General features: G+C 66.0%; 21 protein-coding genes and 1 tRNA gene. 10 read left to right on the forward strand and 12 right to left on the reverse strand.

Annotated elements, in window-relative coordinates; all coding sequences use genetic code 11:
* Positions 1-16 precede the first annotated feature (16 nt).
* Entirely contained in the window at positions 17-613 is a 597-nt protein-coding gene (locus QB898_RS01895; protein WP_279523570.1) for a methyltransferase domain-containing protein, read from the reverse strand.
* Positions 614-883: 270 nt separating this feature from the next.
* Positions 884-1,780 carry a shikimate dehydrogenase gene (aroE, locus tag QB898_RS01900; RefSeq protein WP_279523571.1) on the reverse strand — a complete coding sequence of 299 codons (897 nt, stop codon included), beginning with the start codon at positions 1,778-1,780 and terminating at the stop codon, positions 884-886.
* A 218-nt stretch (positions 1,781-1,998) separates the two neighbouring features.
* Here aroE and QB898_RS01905 point away from each other — a divergent pair, with 218 nt between their 5' ends.
* The 3 genes from QB898_RS01905 to QB898_RS01915 are packed head-to-tail and all read left to right on the forward strand — an operon-like array spanning position 1,999 to position 4,594.
* Positions 1,999-2,961 carry an ATP-binding cassette domain-containing protein gene (locus tag QB898_RS01905; protein WP_279523572.1) on the forward strand — a complete coding sequence of 321 codons (963 nt, stop codon included), beginning with the start codon at positions 1,999-2,001 and terminating at the stop codon, positions 2,959-2,961.
* Positions 2,958-3,791, forward strand: a complete 834-nt coding sequence (locus tag QB898_RS01910) for a hypothetical protein (RefSeq protein WP_279523573.1) — start codon at positions 2,958-2,960, stop codon at positions 3,789-3,791. Before QB898_RS01905 ends, QB898_RS01910 begins: the two co-directional genes overlap by 4 nt.
* Positions 3,788-4,594, forward strand: coding sequence for a hypothetical protein (locus tag QB898_RS01915; RefSeq protein WP_279523574.1), 807 nt, complete (start codon positions 3,788-3,790; stop codon positions 4,592-4,594). The genes QB898_RS01910 and QB898_RS01915 overlap by 4 nt, the downstream gene beginning before the upstream one ends.
* A gap of 189 nt (positions 4,595-4,783) precedes the next feature.
* On the opposite strand, the gene gshA is transcribed toward QB898_RS01915, so the two are convergent.
* From gshA to QB898_RS01935, 4 genes are all read right to left on the reverse strand, one after another.
* Entirely contained in the window at positions 4,784-6,085 is a 1,302-nt protein-coding gene (gene gshA / locus QB898_RS01920; protein ID WP_279523575.1) for a glutamate--cysteine ligase, read from the reverse strand.
* A 379-nt stretch (positions 6,086-6,464) separates the two neighbouring features.
* Positions 6,465-7,736, reverse strand: a complete 1,272-nt coding sequence (locus QB898_RS01925) for a glutamate-5-semialdehyde dehydrogenase (RefSeq protein ID WP_279523634.1) — start codon at positions 7,734-7,736, stop codon at positions 6,465-6,467.
* 287 nt (positions 7,737-8,023) lie between these two features.
* Entirely contained in the window at positions 8,024-8,335 is a 312-nt protein-coding gene (locus tag QB898_RS01930; RefSeq protein WP_279523576.1) for a PepSY domain-containing protein, read from the reverse strand.
* A gap of 51 nt (positions 8,336-8,386) precedes the next feature.
* Positions 8,387-8,701: a PepSY domain-containing protein gene (locus QB898_RS01935; protein WP_279523577.1), complete on the reverse strand. Its 315-nt coding sequence runs from the start codon at positions 8,699-8,701 to the stop codon at positions 8,387-8,389.
* Positions 8,702-9,103: 402 nt separating this feature from the next.
* Here QB898_RS01935 and QB898_RS01940 point away from each other — a divergent pair, with 402 nt between their 5' ends.
* Genes QB898_RS01940 through QB898_RS01950 form a run of 3 tightly spaced genes read left to right on the forward strand, consistent with a single transcriptional unit; the run spans position 9,104 to position 11,651 of the window.
* The gene (locus tag QB898_RS01940; RefSeq protein WP_279523578.1) at positions 9,104-9,457 is read left to right on the forward strand and encodes a PepSY domain-containing protein; all 354 of its coding nucleotides are present in this window, start codon (positions 9,104-9,106) and stop codon (positions 9,455-9,457) included.
* 2 nt (positions 9,458-9,459) lie between these two features.
* Positions 9,460-10,128, forward strand: a complete 669-nt coding sequence (locus QB898_RS01945) for a response regulator transcription factor (RefSeq protein WP_050715330.1) — start codon at positions 9,460-9,462, stop codon at positions 10,126-10,128.
* On the forward strand, positions 10,125-11,651 hold the full coding sequence (locus QB898_RS01950; RefSeq protein WP_279523579.1) for a sensor histidine kinase: 1,527 nt from the start codon (positions 10,125-10,127) through the stop codon (positions 11,649-11,651). Before QB898_RS01945 ends, QB898_RS01950 begins: the two co-directional genes overlap by 4 nt.
* A gap of 253 nt (positions 11,652-11,904) precedes the next feature.
* On the opposite strand, the gene QB898_RS01955 is transcribed toward QB898_RS01950, so the two are convergent.
* Genes QB898_RS01955 through QB898_RS01965 form a run of 3 tightly spaced genes read right to left on the reverse strand, consistent with a single transcriptional unit; the run spans position 11,905 to position 14,370 of the window.
* On the reverse strand, positions 11,905-13,071 hold the full coding sequence (locus tag QB898_RS01955) for a DSD1 family PLP-dependent enzyme (protein WP_279523580.1): 1,167 nt from the start codon (positions 13,069-13,071) through the stop codon (positions 11,905-11,907).
* Entirely contained in the window at positions 13,055-13,696 is a 642-nt protein-coding gene (locus QB898_RS01960; protein ID WP_279523581.1) for a histidine phosphatase family protein, read from the reverse strand. The genes QB898_RS01955 and QB898_RS01960 overlap by 17 nt, the downstream gene beginning before the upstream one ends.
* 35 nt (positions 13,697-13,731) lie before the next feature.
* Positions 13,732-14,370: a DUF4136 domain-containing protein gene (locus QB898_RS01965; protein ID WP_279523582.1), complete on the reverse strand. Its 639-nt coding sequence runs from the start codon at positions 14,368-14,370 to the stop codon at positions 13,732-13,734.
* A gap of 160 nt (positions 14,371-14,530) precedes the next feature.
* Here QB898_RS01965 and QB898_RS01970 point away from each other — a divergent pair, with 160 nt between their 5' ends.
* The 4 genes from QB898_RS01970 to miaB all read left to right on the forward strand — a co-directional run bounded on the left by QB898_RS01970 (position 14,531) and on the right by miaB (position 17,474).
* Positions 14,531-15,313 carry an enoyl-CoA hydratase gene (locus tag QB898_RS01970; protein ID WP_102283412.1) on the forward strand — a complete coding sequence of 261 codons (783 nt, stop codon included), beginning with the start codon at positions 14,531-14,533 and terminating at the stop codon, positions 15,311-15,313.
* A 16-nt stretch (positions 15,314-15,329) separates the two neighbouring features.
* A tRNA-Met gene (locus QB898_RS01975) sits at positions 15,330-15,406 on the forward strand.
* Between the two features lie 139 nt (positions 15,407-15,545).
* The gene (locus QB898_RS01980) at positions 15,546-15,962 is read left to right on the forward strand and encodes a hypothetical protein (protein ID WP_279523583.1); all 417 of its coding nucleotides are present in this window, start codon (positions 15,546-15,548) and stop codon (positions 15,960-15,962) included.
* 183 nt (positions 15,963-16,145) lie between these two features.
* Entirely contained in the window at positions 16,146-17,474 is a 1,329-nt protein-coding gene (miaB, locus tag QB898_RS01985; RefSeq protein ID WP_279523584.1) for a tRNA (N6-isopentenyl adenosine(37)-C2)-methylthiotransferase MiaB, read from the forward strand.
* Positions 17,475-18,214: 740 nt separating this feature from the next.
* Here miaB and QB898_RS01990 read toward each other — a convergent pair.
* The 3 genes from QB898_RS01990 to QB898_RS02000 are packed head-to-tail and all read right to left on the reverse strand — an operon-like array spanning position 18,215 to position 20,545.
* Positions 18,215-18,376: a FeoB-associated Cys-rich membrane protein gene (locus QB898_RS01990; RefSeq protein WP_346429789.1), complete on the reverse strand. Its 162-nt coding sequence runs from the start codon at positions 18,374-18,376 to the stop codon at positions 18,215-18,217.
* Positions 18,373-20,247, reverse strand: coding sequence for a ferrous iron transporter B (gene feoB / locus QB898_RS01995; protein WP_102283415.1), 1,875 nt, complete (start codon positions 20,245-20,247; stop codon positions 18,373-18,375). The genes QB898_RS01990 and feoB overlap by 4 nt, the downstream gene beginning before the upstream one ends.
* Before the next feature lie 31 nt (positions 20,248-20,278).
* A complete protein-coding gene (locus QB898_RS02000; protein WP_279523585.1) occupies positions 20,279-20,545 on the reverse strand; it encodes a FeoA family protein in 267 nt (88 codons plus the stop codon).
* Positions 20,546-20,547 lie beyond the last annotated feature (2 nt).

Genomic DNA, 20,547 nt, shown 5'->3' on the forward strand with positions numbered 1-20,547 from the left:
GGAGCAAAAAGACGGCTCAACCGCTGGCTGGCAGGCCCAGCTTCTGGCGCGTGGCGGCGTCGGGCGGCTGCAGAAAGGCCAGCGCGCCCACTTCCAGATTGCCTGTGGCGATGTACACGTTGGCAAAGCCTGCGGCGCGCAGCGTCTTGTTCATCAGCGCGGGGCTGAAGCCGGTTTTGTGGGCGAAAAAGTCCACGCCGCTGCGGGCGATCTGCGCGCCCCAGCCGTAGAGCACGTCCAGCACCTGAATGGGGCCGCTGGCGCTTTGGTAGAGCACATCATCCGGCTCCAGGCGGCGCTCGACGGCGATGCGCATCACTTCCTGAATGTCAGGCACGCGGATGAAGGCAAAACCCTGCGGCTTGAGCACGTGGATGAAGCCCGCCAGCCCCCTGGGCACGTCGTGGCGGAAGTAGTGCTCCAGGTTGTGGGAGCAGTAAACGGCGTCGTACTGGGCGGCGGGCGTGCTGGTCAGCTCGCGTGCATCGCACAGCAAATCAGGCTTGCCGGTGGGGTCTATGTCCAGCAGCAGATGCTCGTAGCCGTCAAAAATGGGCGGCAGGGCAATGGCTTTGGAGTTGCCGCCGACGTTCAGGACTTTGGGCTGGGTCATGTCTTGTGTTTGGGTGTTGGGGCTTGAAACAGAAAGAAGCAAGGGCGGCAAGCATAGCGACGCAAGAGCGGCCTGGCGCAGGGCTGCTGCAGCGGACTGATTTCTGCTATTTGATTCGTAGCATTACGCCCTGGTGAAGCGTGCGCAAATGCCGTTTTTCAGGGCCTGTATTTGCTCCTGTTTCAGAAGTGATTCCGGCCTTGCTGCGCACCGGCTGACGCATGTCTGGCGCGTGTTCCGCCGCGCCAGACGGCCTTGATGGATGGGCTGCTATGGCCGCTGATCTGCCGCCGCGCCGCGCTGCTGCGCCTGCAAGGCGGCGCGCACGGCGACGAGCGCTGCGCTGGTATCGGGCCGCAGGCCGCGCCACCAGGCAAAGGATTCGGCGGCCTGTTCCACGAGCATGCCCAGGCCGTCCGACTGGCGCGGGCAGCCTGCCGCGCGGGCGGCCTGCATGAAGGGCGTGGGGGCCGCGCCATAAACCATGTCGTACGCCAGGGCGGCGGCGGCCAGCAGCGGGGCGGGCACGGCAGGCGACTGCGCGGCCAGCGAGGCCGAGGTGGCGTTGATCACGATGTCAAAGCCCTCATGCGGCGCAGACAGCGCCGCCAGCTGCTCCAGCCCCATGCCGCGCACGGGGCAGCCAGGCAGGCGCGGGGCGAATTCGGCGGCCAGCGCTTCGGCCTTGTCCGCGCTGCGGTTGGCAATGCGCAGGCAGGCAATGCCCGCGCGGGCCAGCGGCAGCAGTGCGCCGCGCGCTGCGCCGCCTGCGCCCAGCAGCAGCACGCGCCGGCCTTGCAAGGGCTGGCGCAAGCGCGCGGTGATGTCGCGCACCAGGCCCGCGCCGTCGGTGTTGTGCGCTTCGATGCGGCCTGCGGCGTCAAAACGCAAGGTGTTGGCCGCACCGGCCAGGCGGGCCTCGTCGCTGGCGGCGTGGGCGGCGGCCAGGGCGCGCAGCTTGAAGGGCAGCGTCACATTCAGGCCGCGCCCGCCAGCGGCGATGAAGGCGGCCAGTGCAGCCTCAAAGCCGCCGGGCTGCGCGCCGCCGTCCATGGCCTCATACGTCATGCGCTGCCCCGTGGCGCGGGCGAACAGGGCGTGAATTTGCGGCGAGAGGCTGTGGCCGATGGGGTGGCCGATGACGGCATAGCGGTCAGGTGCGGACATGGCAGCAAGAAAGGGAGCAAGAAGATGGGCGAAAGGGTAGCGAATGGCGCATGGCTGGCTGAAAAGGGGGTTGAAAGGGGCTTATTTCGCTCCTCTATTCATAGCATGGTGTCCTAGTACAAACTGCGCAAGGCGGTCTTTTAATGCCCCTGATTTTGCTCCTGTTTTTGTGATACCTGGCGCGATATAGTGCCGGGCATTGTTTCCCGCTGACCGCCATGCCCGCCGCGACATTGCCCCCACCTGCTGAAGAACCCGTTTCGGTGCAGCGCCTGCACTTTGCCTGGGGGCGGCAGCCGCTGTATCAGGGGCTGTCGGTGCGGGCGCGCCAGCCGGGCGTCTATGGCCTGTTCGGGCGCAATGGCTGCGGCAAATCCACTTTGCTGAAGCTGCTGGCGGGGCTGCTGGCGCCGCAGCGCGGGCAGGTGCGGGCGCTGGGGTTTGTGCCGCGCCAGCGGCTGCCGCAGTTTCTGGCGCAGGTGTATCTGCTGCCGGAGGAGTTTCATCTGCCCAATCTCACGCCGCTGGAGCTTCAGCGCACGGAAGGCGGTTTTTGGCCGCGCTTTGACGCGGCGCTGTATGCCGCCTGCCTGCAAGAGTTGCAGGTGCCGCTGGCGCAGCCTTTTGCGGGCATGAGCCTGGGGCAGAAAAAGAAGGCGGCCATCGCCTTTGCGCTGGCGGCGCAAACGCCGCTGCTGCTGATGGACGAGCCGACCAACGGGCTGGACATCGTCAGCCGCGCGCAGTTTCGCGCGCTCATGGCGCGGCCCGAGCAGGCGTGGCGCACGGTCATCATCAGCACGCATCAGGCGCATGACCTGGAGAGCGTGCTGAACCATTTGTGGTTCATGGACCAGGGCCGCATCGTGCTGGACGCCAGCATGGCCCGCCTGGCGCAGCGCCTGCACATGGGCGTGGCCGCCAGCGAGGCCGATTTGCCCGCCGCCACGCTGCACCGCGAGCCGCTGGGCGCGCCATCGCCCCGCACGCCCTGGGCCTGGGTGGTGCGCCGCGAGCCAGCGGCAGCGCCTGACGCGCCCGCCGCGCCCGTGCAGCTGGAGCTGCTTTACAAGGCGCTGAGCCTGGCGCCGCAGGCGCTGCTGGCGGCCATAGGCGATGAAGGCGCTGAAACCGGCGAGCCGCCCCAAGGGCATTGGCCGCAAGAGGAGACGCAGCCATGAAGCAGGCATTTTTCAGCCCCCGGCGCTTTGCGCGGCTGGCGCGCCAATACGCGCGCGAGCATGGGCGCGGCTGGGCCGTGGCGGCGCTGGCGCTGGGCGTGCTGCTGGCGCTGCTGGCCGTCATGGCGCTGTCGGTCGGCTCTTACGGCCACGGCATGCAATCCGGCTCGCAAGCCGGCTTTTATTACACCGGCCTGCTGCTGTCGGGCTATCTGGCGGCGCACCGTTTGCATGGCGTGTGGCGCTCGCGCGAGGCGGCGCTGGTGTATCTGATGCGGCCCGCCGCCGTTTTCGAGAAATGGCTGCTGGCTGCGCTGCTGGCGCTGCTGGTCTGGCCGCTGATTTACAGCGCCGTGTTTGCCGTGGTGTATGGCGTGGCGGCGCAAGTGGGCTACGGGCTGGCCGTGGGCGCGTATGAAGAAATGCTGCGGCACGGCGGCAACTGGAGCCGCCCGCCCGATGCAGCCGACTACGCCCTGTTTGTGCCCTTGCGCCAGCTGAAAAACGCGCCCGGCCTGGTGGCGCAGGGCATGCTGGCGCTGGCCTATGCCGCGCTCATGGGCTACGCGGCGGCCACGCTCACCTGGTTTGGCCGCCATGCGGCGCTGCGCGCGCTGCTGCTGCTCATTGCGCTGGGCCTGATCACGCTGGTGCTGCTGGCGGGCCTGGGCAACAGCTCCAGATGGGACTACGTGCTGTTTGACGCCTGGCTGCGCTCGCGCCCGCTGCCCTTGTGGGCCAGCCTGCTGGCGGCGGCCTTCTGGCTGGGCGTGCCCGCGCTGCTGTGGCTGGCAAGCTGGCGCGCCTTGCGCGAAAAGGAGCTGGCATGAACGCGCCCGGCCGTCCCCGCTCTCTGGCCGCGCCGCTGCTGGCAGCGGCCATCGTGCTGTTCTGGCTGTGCTTTGCCCTGCCCGAGTGGCTCATGCCCGACGCATTTGACGAAAAGCGCCTGGCCTGGCCCGAAGGCGCGGCGCAAAGCGTGCGGCGCGTGGTGGTGGACCAGAGCCAAACCGGGGAGCGCTACTACGTCCCCGGCATCCGGCTGACATGGTCTGCCACGCAAGCGCCTGAAATCAAGATTGACCGGGCCGTGGGCGGCGAGGCCGGCGCGTTGGTCGATCTGCAAGTCAAAGGCGACACCCTCTACATCCGCCCCCGCGCGGATGCGGCGCAACAAGTGCGCGTGCCGATGGTGGACTCGATCGCCTTGCCCATGCAAGTGGCTGAAGTGCAAGCCTGTTCGCTGCGCCTGTTTGACACGTCATGCCAGCCTTGCGGTCAAAAGCCGGACACGGCAGAAAAAGACAAGCTGCCCACCCTGACGCTGCGCGGCCAGCGCATCGCCGTGGTGGGCGAAACACACATCGGCCAGCTGCATATCGACGCCACGGACAGCTCTGCCCTGTGCCCCAAAGAAGAAGAGGAATCGCGCAGCTGGGTGGAGCAGCCCGACATCGAGGTGAACGCCCGCCACGTGCAGGCGCTGCGCATTCGCGCGGCGGGCGGCTCGCTGGACTTGCGCGAAATCAGCCATCTGGACACCGTGCCCGTGACCGCCCCCGGCAAGCTGAAATTGAAGCTGGACCGCATTGAAGACGCGCACCGCGTGCGCTGGCAGCCCCTGCCGCCCTGACTTCGGGCAGGCCCCAGCCAAGAGGCATCAGAAACAGGAGCAAATTCAAAGGGGATAAAACCGCTCTCGCGCCCATTCCACTAGGACATCATGCTACGGATTGAGGAGCGGATTCAGGCCGCATTCCTCTTTCGCCGCCGCCGCGCGGGCTTCTTCAGGGCCGCCCCGGCAGCCCGGTTTTGCAGCGGCTCACGCTTCCATCAGCTCGGGGTCGGTGGACTCCATCTCGTAGCTGACGGCCACCAGCGCCAGGCGGGCCGCCACACCGTACATGTAAAAGCGGTTGGGGGCGCTGGCGCCGGGTTTGGCGCCGGGGCGGGGCAGGTGGTCGCTGCCTGCAAGGGCCAGGGGGCGCTGGCGGGCGTCGGGCGTGTCCAGCACTTCGCCGGAGCCGCGCCCGGCGTTCAGGCGGTAAAAGCCCCCGACCACGTAGCGGTCAATGGTGTAGATGACCGGCTCGGCCGTGGCGCTGTCCAGCCGCTCTTGCGTGAGCACGCCTTCTTGCACGACGTATTCGGCCGGCTCCGCCGCAGCGGCCTTGCCCTTGCTGCCCTTGCCCCTGGCTGGCTTGGGCGCGGGCAAGGGGGCGATGTCGCGCGCGTCATGCACGGCCATGGCGGGCATGCTGCTGGAACCCAGATTGGCCTTGACCACGGCGAAGGGCTTTTCATGAATGCCGTATTCCTTGTATTTGCGCCGCACCTTCGCCAGCAGCGCGTCTACGGCGGCGCGCAGCTGGTCGGCCCCGGCCTGCGTGTGCAGGTCAATGGGGCCGGTGACGGCTGACAGCGGGTTGAGCAGCCAGGCGTCAATGCCGATGAGCTTGCCAAAGCGCTTGCACACCTCGGCATAGCAGTGGTGGAACACGCTTTTGCGCCGCACGCTGCCGCCCGCCTGCAAGGGCGGCAGCAGGTATTGCTCGTGCAGCTCTTCCAGAATGCCCGGCGCGCCCGCGTTGAGCCGGTTGTTGAGCAAGATGGTGCAGGGGGTGAAGTGATCCAGCCCCAGCCGGTAGGCGCTGCGCTGCGCGGCTTCAAAGGTGAGCAGCTGGCCATCGGCGGCGGCGTAGCTGGCCGCGCTGGCAATGGCCGGGTCGATGGAGCCGTAGCGCACGTTCAGGCCCGCCATGCGGAAGATGTCGCGCAGGCGCTCCAGTCCGGCCAGGTAGTCCGGCTGCGGCGTGCCGTTTTCGGGAATGATGAGCAGGTTGCGCGCTTCAGGGCAGATTTTTTCGATGGCCGCCTGCGCCGCCTGCGCCGCCAGGGGCATCATGCTGTCGGCCAGGTGCTGCCAGCCGTCCGGGAAAAGATCGGTCGCCACGGGCGCGAGCTTGAAGCCGGCGTTGCGCACGTCCACGGCGCAATAAATGGGCGGCGTGTGCTCCATCCACTCCAGGCGGAACCAGCGCTCGATGACGGGCGTGGCGTCGAGGATGCGTTGTTCAAGCTCGTTGATCGGCCCGGTCAGGGCGGTGGTGAGGTGGGGAACCATGTGTCAGGGTCTTTCGCGGCAGGAAGGGAAAAGGGGCCAGACAGCAGCTGGCGCATTCTAGGCCGCGAGATGCCGGCCTTTTGCGAAAGGCTCCCAGGTGCGCAGTCTTGCAAGCGCCTGTCCGCAGGCGCGAAAAAAGCGGCGAAAAGGACGGCTTCCCGCGGGCAGGCCGTGAACCGGCCGCTCCAGGCTCCAGGCTCAAGGCCCGCCCTGCCCGCTTTGCTTGCCAGCGCAGTTCTGCGCATCAAAAACAGGAGCGAATTTCACGCCTTGAAAATGGCTCCTGCGCCCGTTTCACTAGGACATCATGCTCTAAAACAAGGAGCGCAAACCATGCTTTCCAGCCCCCGGAAAACGGCCTGTGGATTGCCGCGCGCGCTCACTGCCGGATATGCCCTTCGCCCAGCACCACCCATTTGAGCGAGGTCAGCCCCTCAATGCCCACGGGGCCGCGCGCGTGGAATTTGTCGGTGCTGATGCCGATTTCCGCGCCCAGGCCGTATTCAAAGCCGTCGGCAAAGCGCGTGCTGGCATTGACCATGCAGCTGGCCGAGTCCACTTCGCGCAAAAAGCGCTGGGCGTGCGCGTGGCTGCTGGTGAGGATGGCGTCGGTGTGGTGGCTGCCGTAGTGGTTGATGTGGGCCATGGCTTCATCCAGCCCCGCCACGACCTTGATGGCGATGATGGGCGCCAGGTATTCGGCGCGCCAGTCTTCTTCTTGCGCGGCAGCCAGCTGGGGCTGCGGCTGGCCGGGCGGCAGGCTTTGCCGCCACGCTTCAAGCAGCGCCAGGCTTTCGGCGTCGCAGCGCATGAGCACGCCTTTGGCCGCGTAGATGGCGGCCATGCGCGGCAGAAAGCGCGCGGCCACGCCACGGGCCACCAGCAGCGTTTCGGTGGCGTTGCAGGGGCTGTATTTCTGGGTTTTGGCGTTGTCGGCCACTTTCAGGGCCAGGTCTTCGTCGCACGGCTCGTCCACGTAGGTGTGGCACACGCCGTCCAGGTGCTTGATGACGGGCACTTTGGCTTCGGCGCTGATGCGCTCGATCAGGCTGCGGCCGCCGCGCGGGATGATGACGTCCACGTATTGCGGCATGGCAATGAGCGCGCCCACGGCGGCGCGATCGGCCGTGGGCACCAGCTGCACGCCGTGCGCGGGCAGGCCGCTTTCTTCCAGCGCCTGCGCGCACAGGGCAGCCAGCGCCTGGCAGGACGCCAGGGCTTCGCTGCCGCCGCGCAGGATGCAGGCGTTGCCGCTTTTGATGGACAGCGCCGCCGCTTCAATGGTCACGTTCGGCCTGCTTTCGTAAATCATGCCGAACACGCCCAGCGGCACGCGCATTTGCCCTACGCGGATGCCGCTGGGCTGTTGGCGCAGGCCGGTGATTTCGCCAATCACGTCGGGCATGGCCGCCAGCTGCTCGCAGCCTTGCGCAGCCGTTTCGATGATGGCGGGCGTGAGCTTGAGGCGGTCGCGCATGGGCGCGCTCAGTTCGCTGGCGCGGGCCAGATCGCGTGCATTGGCCTCTTGCAAGGCGGCGGCGTTTTCGCGCAGCAGCCGCGCCAGCGCGCGCAAGGCGCGGCTTTTGCTGGCGGCGCTGGCGCGGGCCATGTGCGCTGCGGCGGCACGGGCCTGGCGGCCCAGGGTGTCCATGAGGGCGGCCAGGCCGCTGTCGGTGTGTTGTTCAGTCATGCGCGGCATTGTGGCGCAGGGCCGCAGGCCAGGCAGGCAGGCGGGGCAGCCCTCCGTGCCGGCCCCGCCTGCGCCGGACATCAAAGCGCGGCACCAAAAACAGGAGCAGATTTGAATGGCATGAAATGCCGTTTCGCGCAATATCCACCAGGAGGCATTGCTATGAATAAAAGAGCTGAATAAAGCGCCGTCTCCGGCCTCTGCGCATGCCTTGCCCGCCCGGCCTTCTGCGCGCTTTGAACCGGTTCTCAGCGCGCGCGGCTGCGGGCCACTTCGCCGTTGGCGGCGCTCACGTGGAGCTTGACGGGCTGGCCCTGCGCGTCGCGCGCCTTGACTTCGTAGAAGCCGCGCTTTTCCAGCTCGATTCCGCGTATGTCGGTATAGCCTGCCGCTTGCAGCTTGTCATGGATTTGGCCGATGTTCAGGATGGGCTGCGCGGCGGCGGGCGCGGTCTGCGCCGCCGTGGCGGCGGCTTGCTGGGCATGGGCGGCTGCGCCGGTGAGCGTGGCGGCCAGGGCAGCGGCGGCGAAAAACGGGTGCAAAAAGCGGGGGGTCATCATGATGGATTTTCCTTTGCTGAATGAAAAAGGGGTTCAGTGAAATGGCGGCTTTCAGTCGTCAAAGCGGTTGCGTTCGATTTCACCGGTTTGCGCGTTCACGTGCAGTTTGACGCGGCCGCCTTGGGCGTTGCGGGCCTTGACTTCGTAATGGCCATATTTTTTCAGCTCGATTTCCCGGATATTCACGTAACCGGCGGCTTCCACGCGGTCGTAAATCTGGCGGATATTCAGGGCAGGCGCGGCGGTCTGGGTGGCTTGCGCGGCGCGGGGGGCAGCGGGCTGGGCGGCCTGCGCCAGGGCGCTGGCACTGCCGAGCATGGCCGAGGCGAGGGCGGCTGCGGCGAGGAGGGATCGGGTGGCGTTCATGAAGGTTTCTCCTGTATGAATCAAAGGGTTGAAAATCCGCCTCAATGGCGGCGCTGCGTATTGTTGAAAAACCAGTCTGAATTCAGACTGAAGGTTTTATTCATTCCGCATTCAGGTTTTCAATACGCAGGCCGGCAAAAGCGGAGCGCCTGTTTTTCAAAAGCGCCGCTGAATGAAAAGTGAAAAAGGCGTTCATTTTCCATTCAGGCCCGGTTTGCAAACGGTTTGCGCATTTCCGGCGCCTGCGCTGAATCAGGGCTGAAAGGCGTGTTCAGCCTGCATTCAGGCGCGCGCGGTTACGGTTACGGTTACGGTTGCGGTTACACACAAAGCATTTGCGCCGCCTTGGCGCTCGTGCTGCTGCCTGTGCCGCCGTTTCTCACTCCCACAATCCGCCCTGCCATGAAGCGCCGCCATTTCCTGTTTCAGTCCCTGCATTCCGCTCTGGCTGCCACGCTGCTGGCCGCGCTGCCCGCGCGCGCCGATGACGACGACGATGATGACGACGATGACGATGATCACGACCGCGCCCGCCGCGCCGTGGAACAGGGGCGCGCCTTGCCGCTGCGCGTGGTGCTCGATCAGGTGGAGCGCCAGTTTCAGGGCCGGGCCGTGAACGTGGAGCTGGAGCGCGAGCGCGGGCGGCTGATTTATGAAATCCGCCTGCTGCAAGCCGATGGGCGGGTGGTGAAGCTGGAAGTGGACGCCGCCAGCGGCGCGGTGCTCAAAGTCAAGCAAAAGTCAAGGAAGGACTGAAGATGCGCATCCTCGTTGTGGAAGACGAAGCCACGCTGCGCCGGCAGCTGGTGCAGGCCATTGCCGCCGCCGGGCACACGGTGGAAGAAGCGGCCGACGGCGAGCAGGCGCACTACCTGGGCGATGTGGAGTCGTTTGACGCCGCCGTGCTGGATTTGGGCCTGCCGGGCATGGACGGGCTGACGGTGCTGCGGCACTGGCGCAGCGTGGGGCGCGGCATGCCGGTGCTCATTCTCACGGCCCGCAGCGCCTGGCACGAGAAGGTGGCGGGCATCGACGCAGGCGCGGATGACTACCTGGCCAAGCCCTTTCACATGGAAGAGCTGCTGGCGCGGCTGCGCGCCTTGCTGCGCCGCGCGGGCGCGCACACCAGCGCCGAGTGGCGCTGCGGCCCCATCCTGCTGGACACGCGCCAGGCGCGCGTGCTGGTGGACGGCATGCCGCTGACGCTGACGAGCCACGAGTTCAAGCTGCTGTCGCTGCTGATGCAGCGCAAGGGGCAGGTGCTCTCGCGCACCGAGCTTTCGGAGCACATCTACCCGCAAGACGGCGACCGCGATTCCAACACCATCGAAGTGTTCGTGGGCCGCCTGCGCAAAAAGCTGCCGCCCGGCCTGATTGAAACCGTGCGCGGCATGGGCTACCGGCTGGTGGAAGCGCCAGCGGCATGAGCGCAGCGCCCAAGGCCCAGGCCGCGCCGGGCGAGGGCGGCGCGCGCGCTGCGGCTGATGCCGCCCCGTCCGGCCCTGCCCATGAGTCATCCGCTGGCGGCGGCTGGCTGCGTTCCCTGCGCGCGCGGCTGCTGGCAGGCGCGCTGGCGTGGATTGCGCTGGCGCTGGCGCTGGCCGGCTGGGGGCTGCGCAATCTGTTTCAGGAACACATCACCGCGCAGTGGCAGGCGCAGCTGGCGGTGCAGCTGGACCAGCTCTCGGCGGCCGTCAATCTCTCGCCCGGCGGCAGCATCACGCTTGTGCCCGAGCCGGGCGATCCGCGCCTGTCGCGCCCGCTTTCGGGCGTGTATTGGCAAATCGACCGGCTCCAGGCCCGTGGCGATGGCGCTTTCGCCGTGACCCAGCCTGCCGCCGCCCGTTCGCGCTCGCTGTGGGACCAGACCTTGCCCTTGCCTGCCACGGCCACGGCCCCGCCGCCATCGGCCCAAGACGGCTCTGGCGGCGTCTTGGGCGGCGGCGCTGGCAGCTTTGCCGCCGCGCGGCTGCAAGACGGGCAAGGCCGGCAGCTGCTGGCGCTCACCCGCATCCTGCAACTGCCCGAAGACGAAGCGCCCCCGCTGCGCCTGACCGTGGCGGCCGACCACGCCCTGGTGGCCGAGCCGCTGCAAGGCTTTACCCGCCTGCTGCTCATCGCCCTGGGCACGCTGGCCGCCGGGCTGGCCGCCGCCGTGGCCGTGCAGTTGCATCTGGCGCTGCGCCCGCTGCACCTGCTGCGCCAGCGCCTGGCCGCCGTGCGCCGGGGTGAGGCCGACGCGCTGCAAGGCCGCTTTCCGCAAGAAGTGCAGCCGCTGGTCAGCGAGTTCAACCACGTGCTCGGCGAAAACGCCCGCATGGTGCAGCGCGCCCGCACGCAAGCGGGCAACCTGGCGCACGCCGTGCACACGCCCCTGTCCATCATGGGCAACGCCGCCGCCGTTGAAAGCGGACCGCTGGCCCGCCTGGTGCAAGAGCAAGTGGACAACGCCCGCCGCCAGGTGGACTACCACCTGGCCCGCGCGCGCGCCGCCGCCGCCACCCGCGCCACCGGCCTGCGCACCCCCGTGCGGCCCGCCATGCAGGCGCTGGCGCGCACCATGCAGCGCCTGCACGCCGGGCGCGGCGTGACTTTCGATGTGCAGGCCGGCGAGGCCCTGGCCTTCAAGGGCGAGCCGCAAGACCTCTACGAAATGCTGGGCAATCTGATGGACAACGCCGGCAAATGGGCCGCGCGGCGCATCACCGCCGCCGCCGCCATCGAAGGCGGCAGTCTGCTGATTACCGTGGACGACGACGGCCCCGGCATCCCCGCCGGGCAGCGCCAGCGCATCTTCCAGCGCGGCGCGCGCCTGGACGAAAACCGCCCCGGCTCTGGCCTGGGCCTGGACATCGTGCGCGACATGGCCGAAACCTACGGCGGCCGCATCGAGGCGGGCGAATCTCCCGCTGGCGGCCTGCGCATGAGCCTGCGCCTGCCAGCGGCGTGAGCGCCTGCTCGCGCGCTGGCCCGCGAAAGCGCGCAAGACGAATCAGGGCAGGCAGGGCGAAAGCCGCAGCCAAGCGGCCTATTCCGCTCCTTTATTCCGCTCCTTTATTCGTAGCGTGATGTCCTAGAAGAAACTTCGCCAGAAGGCATTTTGACCCCTTTGTATTTGCTCCTGTTTCTGATGCCTTCTGGCCCGCCGCGCCAAGCTTGCGGCGCGCGGCCTGGAACTTAAAACCCGTTTGCCAAACAGGTTCTCAGGCCCCGCGCGCGTCCACGCGCACCACGGCGGAGACGGCGCCTGCGGCCAGGCCGCCTTGCACGGCAATCATGGCGTCGTGCAGGTTCACGGTGGGGTCGCAGTGGCTGGGAATGAGCCAGACGGTGTCGCCCACGGCGGGCAGGGGGCCGCCAGCCGTGGCGGAGCGCAGGATGCCGTGTTCGTCGCCGCCGCTGGCGTAGATGAGGGCGGGCTGGCCAGGCAGGGCATGCACGAGGGGCGGGCCGCTGTCGAGCGCAATGCTCTTGCAGCCTGCGTCGCAGACGGCGTGCCCGTCCTGCACGCTGATGACTTGCGATTTGACGAAAAGGGCCTGCTCGAAGGCGGGCTGGGCGTTGTCGCGTTCGTTGCGGGCGTAGTCGGCGTCCATGAACAGGAAGCTGCCGGGTTGCAGCTCGTTCCATAGGCCGCTGGCCGCTTCAAGGCCAAAGGTGCCGGTGCCGCCGCCGGTGATGATGGCGGGCGCCAGATTGGCCTGGGCCAGCGCGTCGCGCGTGGCGGCCACGCGCAAGGCAGCCTGGCCGATCGCGTTGCGGCGCTCGGCCACGGTGCGCAGGTGCTGCGCGCCGCCGTGGTAAGCGTGCAGGCCCGCGTAGCGCAGGCGGGCGCTGCCTTGCAGGCGCTGAACCAGGGCGACGGCGGCAGGGCCGGGCGCAACGCCGCAGCGGCCCTGGCCGACGTCGATTTCAATGAACACGTCAATGGCGGCGCTGGTGGTTTGCATGGCCAGGGCAAGGCGGTCAATGCCTTCGTCGCTGTCCACGGCAATGGCGAGCTTGCCGCTGCGGTTTTTGAGCAGCTGCGCCAAGCCAGCCACGCGGCGCAGCTTGGCGGGGGAGACGATTTCGTTGCTGATGAAGATGTCATTGACGCCGCCTGCGGCCAGCGCCTCGCCTTCGCCCACGGTTTGCACGCACACGCCGATGGCGCCCGCCTGCATTTGCAGCCGCGCGATGTCGGCGCTTTTGTGCAGCTTGGCGTGCGGGCGCAGCTTGATTTGGTGCTTGGCCGCGAATTCAGCCATGCGCTGCATGTTGCGATTGACGGCTTCGGCATCCAGCACGAGGGCGGGGGTGTCAATGGCATCAGGTTTCTGGCCTTGCAGGGCGGCAAAGCGGCTTTGGTGATTACTGGCTGCGTTCATCAAGCGGTTCCTGTTGGTCAAAGTGGAAAGTATCGGCCCAGGCGATGAGGGTCAGGCCCTCGGGCGTGTAAAGCAGGCGGTTGATGGCGGCGTTGGCCAGCGGCCAGCTGCGCGGCTCTTGCAGGGGCAGGCGCATGGCATGGCGGTAGAGCATGTCGAGCATGCCGCCGTGGCCCACGAGGACGATTTGCCCGCCTGCGTGCCTTTGGGCCAGGCGGGCGGCGGTGGAAAGGATGCGGCGCTGGATGTCCGTCAGGGTTTCGCCGCCTGCGGGGGCGTAGGTGATGTCGCGCCCGCGCCAGCGCGCGGCTTCTTCGGGAAACTGCGCCTGCACTTGCGCGAAAGTCCAGCCCTGAAAGCGCCCCAGGTTGCGTTCGCGCAAGCCTGGCTCCAGCACGAGCGGCGCGCCGCAAGCCTGGGCAATAGCGCGCGCGGTGGCGCTGGCGCGCTGCAAATCGCTGCTATAGACGGCGGCCACGCTCTCGCCCGCCAGCGCGCGGGCGGTTTGCCGCGCCTGCCACTGGCCGTGCGCGTTCAGGGGCACATCCAGATGGCCCTGCATGCGGCTGGCGCGGTTCCAGTCGGTTTCGCCGTGACGGATGGCGATGATGCGCGTGGCCTGCATGGGGCGTCAGATGGGGAGGAGCGCTGGCGCGTGCGTCAGCGGTTGGCCTCGCCCAGCGGAATGACCACGCGCCGCCAGCCTGCGGGCGGGGTGGGAAAGCCTTGCAGCGCGGCATCAAACAGCGCTTGCAGCACGGTGTCGGATGCACCGCGCGCGCCATCGTGCTGGGCGCGGGTTTCATACAGCACCTGGCCGCTGCGGGCGTCGCGCATGATCAGGCTCACGCGGCTGGCGTAGTAGCGCGTGGGGGTGTCCCACATCCACGCGCCGCCATAGAAGCTGCCCGTGCCCAGGCCGAAATAAAAGCGCCCCGGCCAAAAGCCCCAGCCGTCATCCCAGCCGTAATAAGGATCGCCCCAGGGATTGACCCACTGCGGCGTGACGTGCGCGCTGGCTTGCACGGTGATGCGGGCGGCTGCGTCATCGCGCACCAGTCCGGCGCGCGCCAGCGCGGCCTGCGCCAGCGCCTGCACGCGCGCCGTGCCCGGCTGGCCCGCCTGCAATGGCAGCTGCTCAAAGCGGTAGTGTGCGCCCGCTAGGGCGGCAGCGCCAGCCGATGCAGCGGGCGCTGCAACGGCGGCTGATTCCACATCAGCGTCAATCTGGCGCACGCCAGCGCAGGCGGTCAGCAAGAGCGCGGCAGCGCCGGCGGCAAGCAAGGCGGTGAATCTCATGGCAAATCCTTTCCGTGCAAGCAAAAAAACGAATGCGCATTGTGCGCTCTTGCACCCTTGCGCCCGCAAGCATGAGCAGGCAAAGAAGGCCCGATGCTGCGTGCCGGGGCTATAGTGCGCGCCCTTTATCAACCAGACCCCCGCATAGGGAAAACAAACCATGTCTTATGAACTGATTCAGACCCGCACCGAAAGCAATGAGCGCATTGGCGTCATCACCCTCAACCGCCCGCAGCAGCTCAACGCGCTCAATGACCAGCTGATGGACGAGCTGGGGCTGGCGCTCAAGGCGTTTGACGCCGATGACAAAGTGGGCTGCATCATCCTCACCGGCAGCGAGCGCGCCTTTGCCGCTGGCGCGGACATTGCGGCCATGCAGAAGCTGAGCTTTGTTGATGCCTACAAGGGCAACTTCATCACCCGCAACTGGGAAACCATCCGCAGCATTCGCAAGCCCGTGATTGCCGCCGTCAGCGGCTTCGCGCTGGGCGGCGGCTGCGAGCTGGCGATGATGTGCGACTTCATCATTGCCGCCGACAACGCCAAATTCGGCCAGCCTGAAATCAAGCTGGGCATCATCCCCGGCGCAGGCGGCACGCAGCGCCTGCCCCGCGCCGTGGGCAAGGCCAAGGCCATGGACATGATCCTCACGGGCCGCATGATGGACGCACAGGAAGCCGAGCGCGCCGGCCTGGTCAGCCGCGTCGTGCCCGTGCAAGATTTGATGGGCGAGGCGCTGAAGGCCGCCGAGGCCATTTGCAGCTTTGGCCAGGTGGCCGTGATGGCCGCCAAGGAATGCGTGAACCGCGCCTTTGAAAGCGCCCTGAGCGATGGCGTGATGCACGAGCGGCGCCTGTTCAACGCCCTGTTTGCCACGGCAGACCAGAAAGAAGGCATGGACGCTTTCCTGAACAAGCGCCCCGCGCAGTTTGCCAACCGGTGATACAATTCGCACCTTTGGCGCTTTAGCTCAGTCGGTTAGAGCGATGGAATCATAATCCACAGGTCCGCGGTTCGAGTCCGTGAAGCGCCACCAGACTTCCTTTCAAAAAACCTTCGCAAGCGCCCGTTTCGCGCAGCGCAGCATCAAGGCACCGGGCTGATTCGCCCAGTGCCTTTTTTTCTGCCTGGCGCAGCCGCTTTCTCATTTGCCATCTCGCTTTCAGGGAACCATCATGAAACCCATTCGCTCCGCACTTGCATCCACCCTGGCTGCCTGCGGCCTCGCGCTGTGCGCGCTGGCAGGCAGCGCGCAAGCGCAACAGGTGCAGGCCCAGCAGGTGCGGCGCTTTTTCCCGGCTGGCGTGGAGCACGGCATCATCGCTTTTGGCGAGCCGCCTCACATCACGCTGGACGGCAAGCCCATGCTTTTGGCGGCAGGCACACGCATCCGCAGCGAAACCAACCGCGTGATGCTCTCCGGCGCGCTCACCGGACAGACGCACATGGTCAATTACGCGCTGGGCCCCAGCGGCGAACTGCGTGAAATCTGGATTCTCACGGCCGAGGAAATCAGCGAGATCAACCAGTCCCGCCTGATTCGCCCGCGCCCCTTCAACGACACGGAGCGCAACCCGTATCGCGGCAACTGAACGCGAGCCGTGAACGGGCAGACGCACGCGAAGCGCCGCCTTGAACCAGGTTCCGCTCCTTGTTTCATAGCATGACGTCCATACTGCATGGGCGCAGGCGGTGTTTTCAGATGCCTTGAATTTGCTCCTTTTCCAGAAGCTGTCGCTGCCCGCTTCCATCAAACTTCCCACGAAACTTTCGCCATGTCCCGCAAAGTCTTCATCAAGACCTTTGGCTGCCAGATGAACGAATACGACTCGGCCAAGATGGCTGACGTGCTGGCCGCCGCCGAAGGCTACGAGTCCACCGACGACCCGGAGCAGGCCGACCTGGTCATCTTCAACACCTGCTCCGTGCGCGAGAAGGCGCAGGAAAAAGTCTTCTCTGACCTGGGCCGCATCAAGCACCTCAAGGACAAAGGCACGCTCATCGGCGTGGGCGGCTGCGTGGCCAGCCAGGAGGGCGAGGCCATCATCGAGCGCGCGCCGTATGTCGATGTCGTCTTCGGCCCGCAAACCCTGCACCGCCTGCCCGATTTGCTGGCCGAGCGCCGCCGCCAGAACGCGCCGCAGGTGGACATCCGCTTTCCCGAAATCGAAAAATTCGACCATCTGCCGCCCGCCCGCGTGGAAGGGGCCACGGCCTTTGTCTCCATCATGGAAGGCTGCTCCAAATATTGCAGCTACTGCGTCGTGCCCTACACGCGCGGCGAAGAGTTCAGCCGCCCGTTTGACGACGTGCTCACCGAAATCGCCGGCCTGGCCGCGCAAGGCGTGAAGGAAGTGACGCTGCTGGGCCAGAACGTGAACGCCTATCGCGGCCCGATGGGCGGCAGCGGCGAAACCGCCGACTTCGCCCTGCTCATCGAATACGTGGCCGAAATACCGGGCATCGAACGCATCCGCTACACCACCAGCCACCCCAACGAATTCACCCAGCGCCTGATTGACGTTTACGGCAAGGTGCCCAAGCTCGCCAGCCACCTGCACCTGCCCGTGCAGCACGGCTCCGACCGCATTCTCATGGCCATGAAGCGCGGCTACACCGCCATGGAATACAAAAGCATCATCCGCCGCCTGCGCGCCGTGCGCCCGCAAATCAGCTTCTCCAGCGACTTCATCGTGGGCTTTCCGGGCGAAACCGACGCCGATTTCGACAAGATGATGAAGCTCATCGACGATGTGGGCTACGACAATTCCTTCAGCTTCATCTTCAGCCCCCGCCCCGGCACGCCCGCCGCCAATTTGCAAGACGACACCCCGCACGAAGTCAAGCTGCGCCGCTTGCAGCGCGTGCAGGCCGCGCTGGAGCAAAGCGAGCGCGCCATCAGCGCCAGCCGCGTGGGCACCGTGCAGCGCATCCTGGTGGAAGGCCCCTCGCGCAAGAATCCGCAGGAACTCATGGGCCGCACCGAATGCAACCGCGCCGTCAATTTCAGCGGCGGCGAGCAGCCCGTCCGCCTGATCGGCCAGATGATTGACGTGCGCATCACCGAAGCCATGCCGCACTCCCTGCGCGGCGCGCTGATCTGAAGAACGGCTGGCGAAGGCAGAGCGCGGCCCTGCGGCTCAGCAGGGCGCAGTGGAAAGTGCGCCGCGAGTGTCAGTCCGGCGCCCCGGCCTTTTCAGGGCGCGCACCTCAGCAGCCCGCAAGAAAACAGCGCAGATGGCAAATAGGCGCGGCCTCATGCGTGCAATACAGAGGAACGGCTCAATTTCGCTTCTGAAACCATAGCAATAAGCCTTGATAAACAGTGCGCAAAGCAGCTTTTACATCCTCTTGAATTCGCTCCTGTTTTAAGAGCCAAATTGGAGTCTGTCCGTGGAGCGAAAAATGCGGCCTCGAGCGGCTCTGGGGCGTTGCAAATTCTCTTGAGCCGCAAGACCCGTCTGCGATTTGCGTCTTGCCGCCCTCAAGTGCACCCCTTCGACCTCCGCAGCAGTCTCTGGCAACCCCTCAAAAAAGAAGCGAACTGAATGGAAGCAAAACGCCGTTTTGCCCAGTGTCCACTAGGACATCATGCTATGAATAAATGAGCAACAGCTTCATTCAATGTCCGGCTGCGAGCGCAAAAAGCGACCCCGTCGGTCTATGGCGCCGCAACCGTTCAGCCACCAGCCAGCCCGTTTGCGGTTTGCGTCTGGCCGCCGCCAAAAAGCTCGTCCGTTTTTTGTCTCTTGCGAACAGCCTTTTAGGCAGCTTGACAGGCAGGGCGATCCGGAATTCCCGCTTTCATTGCCCAGTCGCGCACTGCCTCGCGCCGGGCGTGGCTTCAATGGCAGCCGCCGCCCTTGCTGCCTTCACTGCAACCGTTGCACTTGCTGCAAGCAGAGCCTGGGGCGCCGCCAGCGGTTTTCTTGCGAAAAACGAATTTGCGCAGCATGTAGATAAAACAGGCGGCGACGATGAGGCCGACGATGATTTGCTGTGTCATCCCAAAATCCTTGATGCAATCTGATAGACGATGAGGGCGAACAAGTAGGCTGCGGCAAACAGGCCGCCCGTGATCATCAGAGTGTGGCGGGCCGAATTGGTTTCGCGCCGGATGGTGGCCAGCGTGGCCAGGCACATGGGTGCGTAGATGTACCAGGCCAGAAAGGCAAAGGCCGTGGGCAGGCCCCAGTTGTCGTGCACCACGGGGATGAGGGCCGTTTCCAGCGCTTCTTCGGAGCTGGCTGTCATGGCATAGACAGTGCCCAGGGCCGAAACAACCACTTCGCGCGCGGCAATGCCGGGAATCATGGCGATGCACATCTGCCAGGTAAAGCCCAGCGGCGCGAAAAGCGGCTGAATGAGATGACCCAGATGGCCTGCGATGCTGTAGTCAATGGCCGGCTGCGTGGCGCCTTCGGGCGCGCCGGGAAAGCTCACCAGCGCCCAGAGCACCACGCTCAGGGCAAAAATCACCGTGCCCGCGCGCATCAAAAAGGCTTTGACCTTGCCCCACAGGCTGATGAGGATGTGCTTGAAGTTGGGCATGCGGAAGGTGGGCAGCTCCATCAGCAGCGGAAACTGCTGCACGTGGCCACGCTTGCGCGCCAGCACCTTGAGCACCCAGGCCGTGAAACCCGCTGACACAATGCCCGCCAGGTAAAGGCCAAAGAGTGTGAGGCCTTGCAGGTTGAAGATGCCCAGCACGGTTTCGTCAGGAATGACGGCGGCGATGATGAGCGCGTAAATGGGCAGCCGCGCCGAACAGGTGAGCATGGGCGCAATGGCGATGGTGACCAGGCGCTCGCGCGGGTCTTGAATGGTGCGCGCCGCCATCACGGCAGGCACGGCGCAGGCAAAGCTGGACAGCAGCGGAATGAAGGCGCGGCCCGACAGGCCGCTGCGCGACATGGCGTTGTCCAGCAGCAGCGCCGCGCGCGGCAGGTAGCCGGAGTCTTCCAGCAGCAGGATGAAGGCAAACAGGATCGTGATTTGCGGCAGAAACACCAGCACGCTGCCCACGCCGGCCAGGATGCCGTCTTTGATGAGACTGGCTAGCGGGCCTTCATCCATGTTCTCCGTAATCACATCGCCCAGCCAGGCGAACGAATCTTCAATCATCCCCATCACCGGCTCGGCCCAGGCGTAAACCGCCTGGAATACCAGCATGAGGATCAGCATGAGAATCAGCATGCCCCAGACCGGGTGCATCACGATTGCATCCAGCTGGCGATGCCAAGCGGGCAGGGTGAGTTCGTGGCGCACCACCTGGCGCAAGATGTCTTCGACCTGCGCATAAAGGGCGTTGCTGTCCAGCGCGTCAAGCCGTTTTTCCGCCTCTTCGAGCGTGAGGGCATGAGCGGCACCTTCAGTCTTGCGCGGCAGCCTGGCCACCGCCTCGCGCACGGCGCGCATGCTGCGGCTGTCAATGGCCGCCGTCTCCAGCACAGGCACACCCAGCAGTTCACTGAGCTTGGCCGCGTCAATCTTCAGGCCACGGTGGCGTGCCACGTCACTCAAGTTGAGCGAAACCACCATGGGCAAGCCCAGCGTCTTCACCTCCAGCACCATGCGCAGCGTCATGCGCAGGTTGGTCGCATCGGCCACGGAAACAATGGCGTCAGGCTGTTGCCCGAGCTTGCCCAGCACCACGTCGCGCGCCACCTTTTCATCAGGGCTGGTTGCTCGCAGGCTGTAAGTGCCGGGCAGGTCAATCACCACCACGTTCGGGTCGTCAACAAACCGGCCTTCGCGCCGGTCCACCGTCACACCGGCATAGTTGGCCACCTTGGCATTGGAGCCGGTCAGGCCGTTGAACAAAACCGTCTTGCCACAGTTGGGCGCGCCCAGCAGGGCGAATCGACTCGCAGTCATCACAAGATTCTTCGTGGAAAAAGAGTGATTTTCACTCTTCCACGCGACACATGATCTTCGCCGCCTCCGGTCTCCTCAATGCGAACTGAGACAAATTGCCCAGCCGCACCGCGTAAGGCCCGCGTTTGAGCAGGCCGCGTGACAGCAGCGTGATGGACATGCCTTCGGAAAAGCCCAAGTCCGTTAGCCGCTGGGTTACCAGCGGATCGATGTCGCCGAACTCGGCGCTGGGGATGATGGAGACGATGCGCGCCTTGGCACCTTTTTCAACATCAATCAAAGATACATTGTTTTTCATGA

The organism is Ottowia cancrivicina (assembly GCF_029813755.1).
GTDB lineage: Bacteria > Pseudomonadota > Gammaproteobacteria > Burkholderiales > Burkholderiaceae_C > Ottowia > Ottowia massiliensis.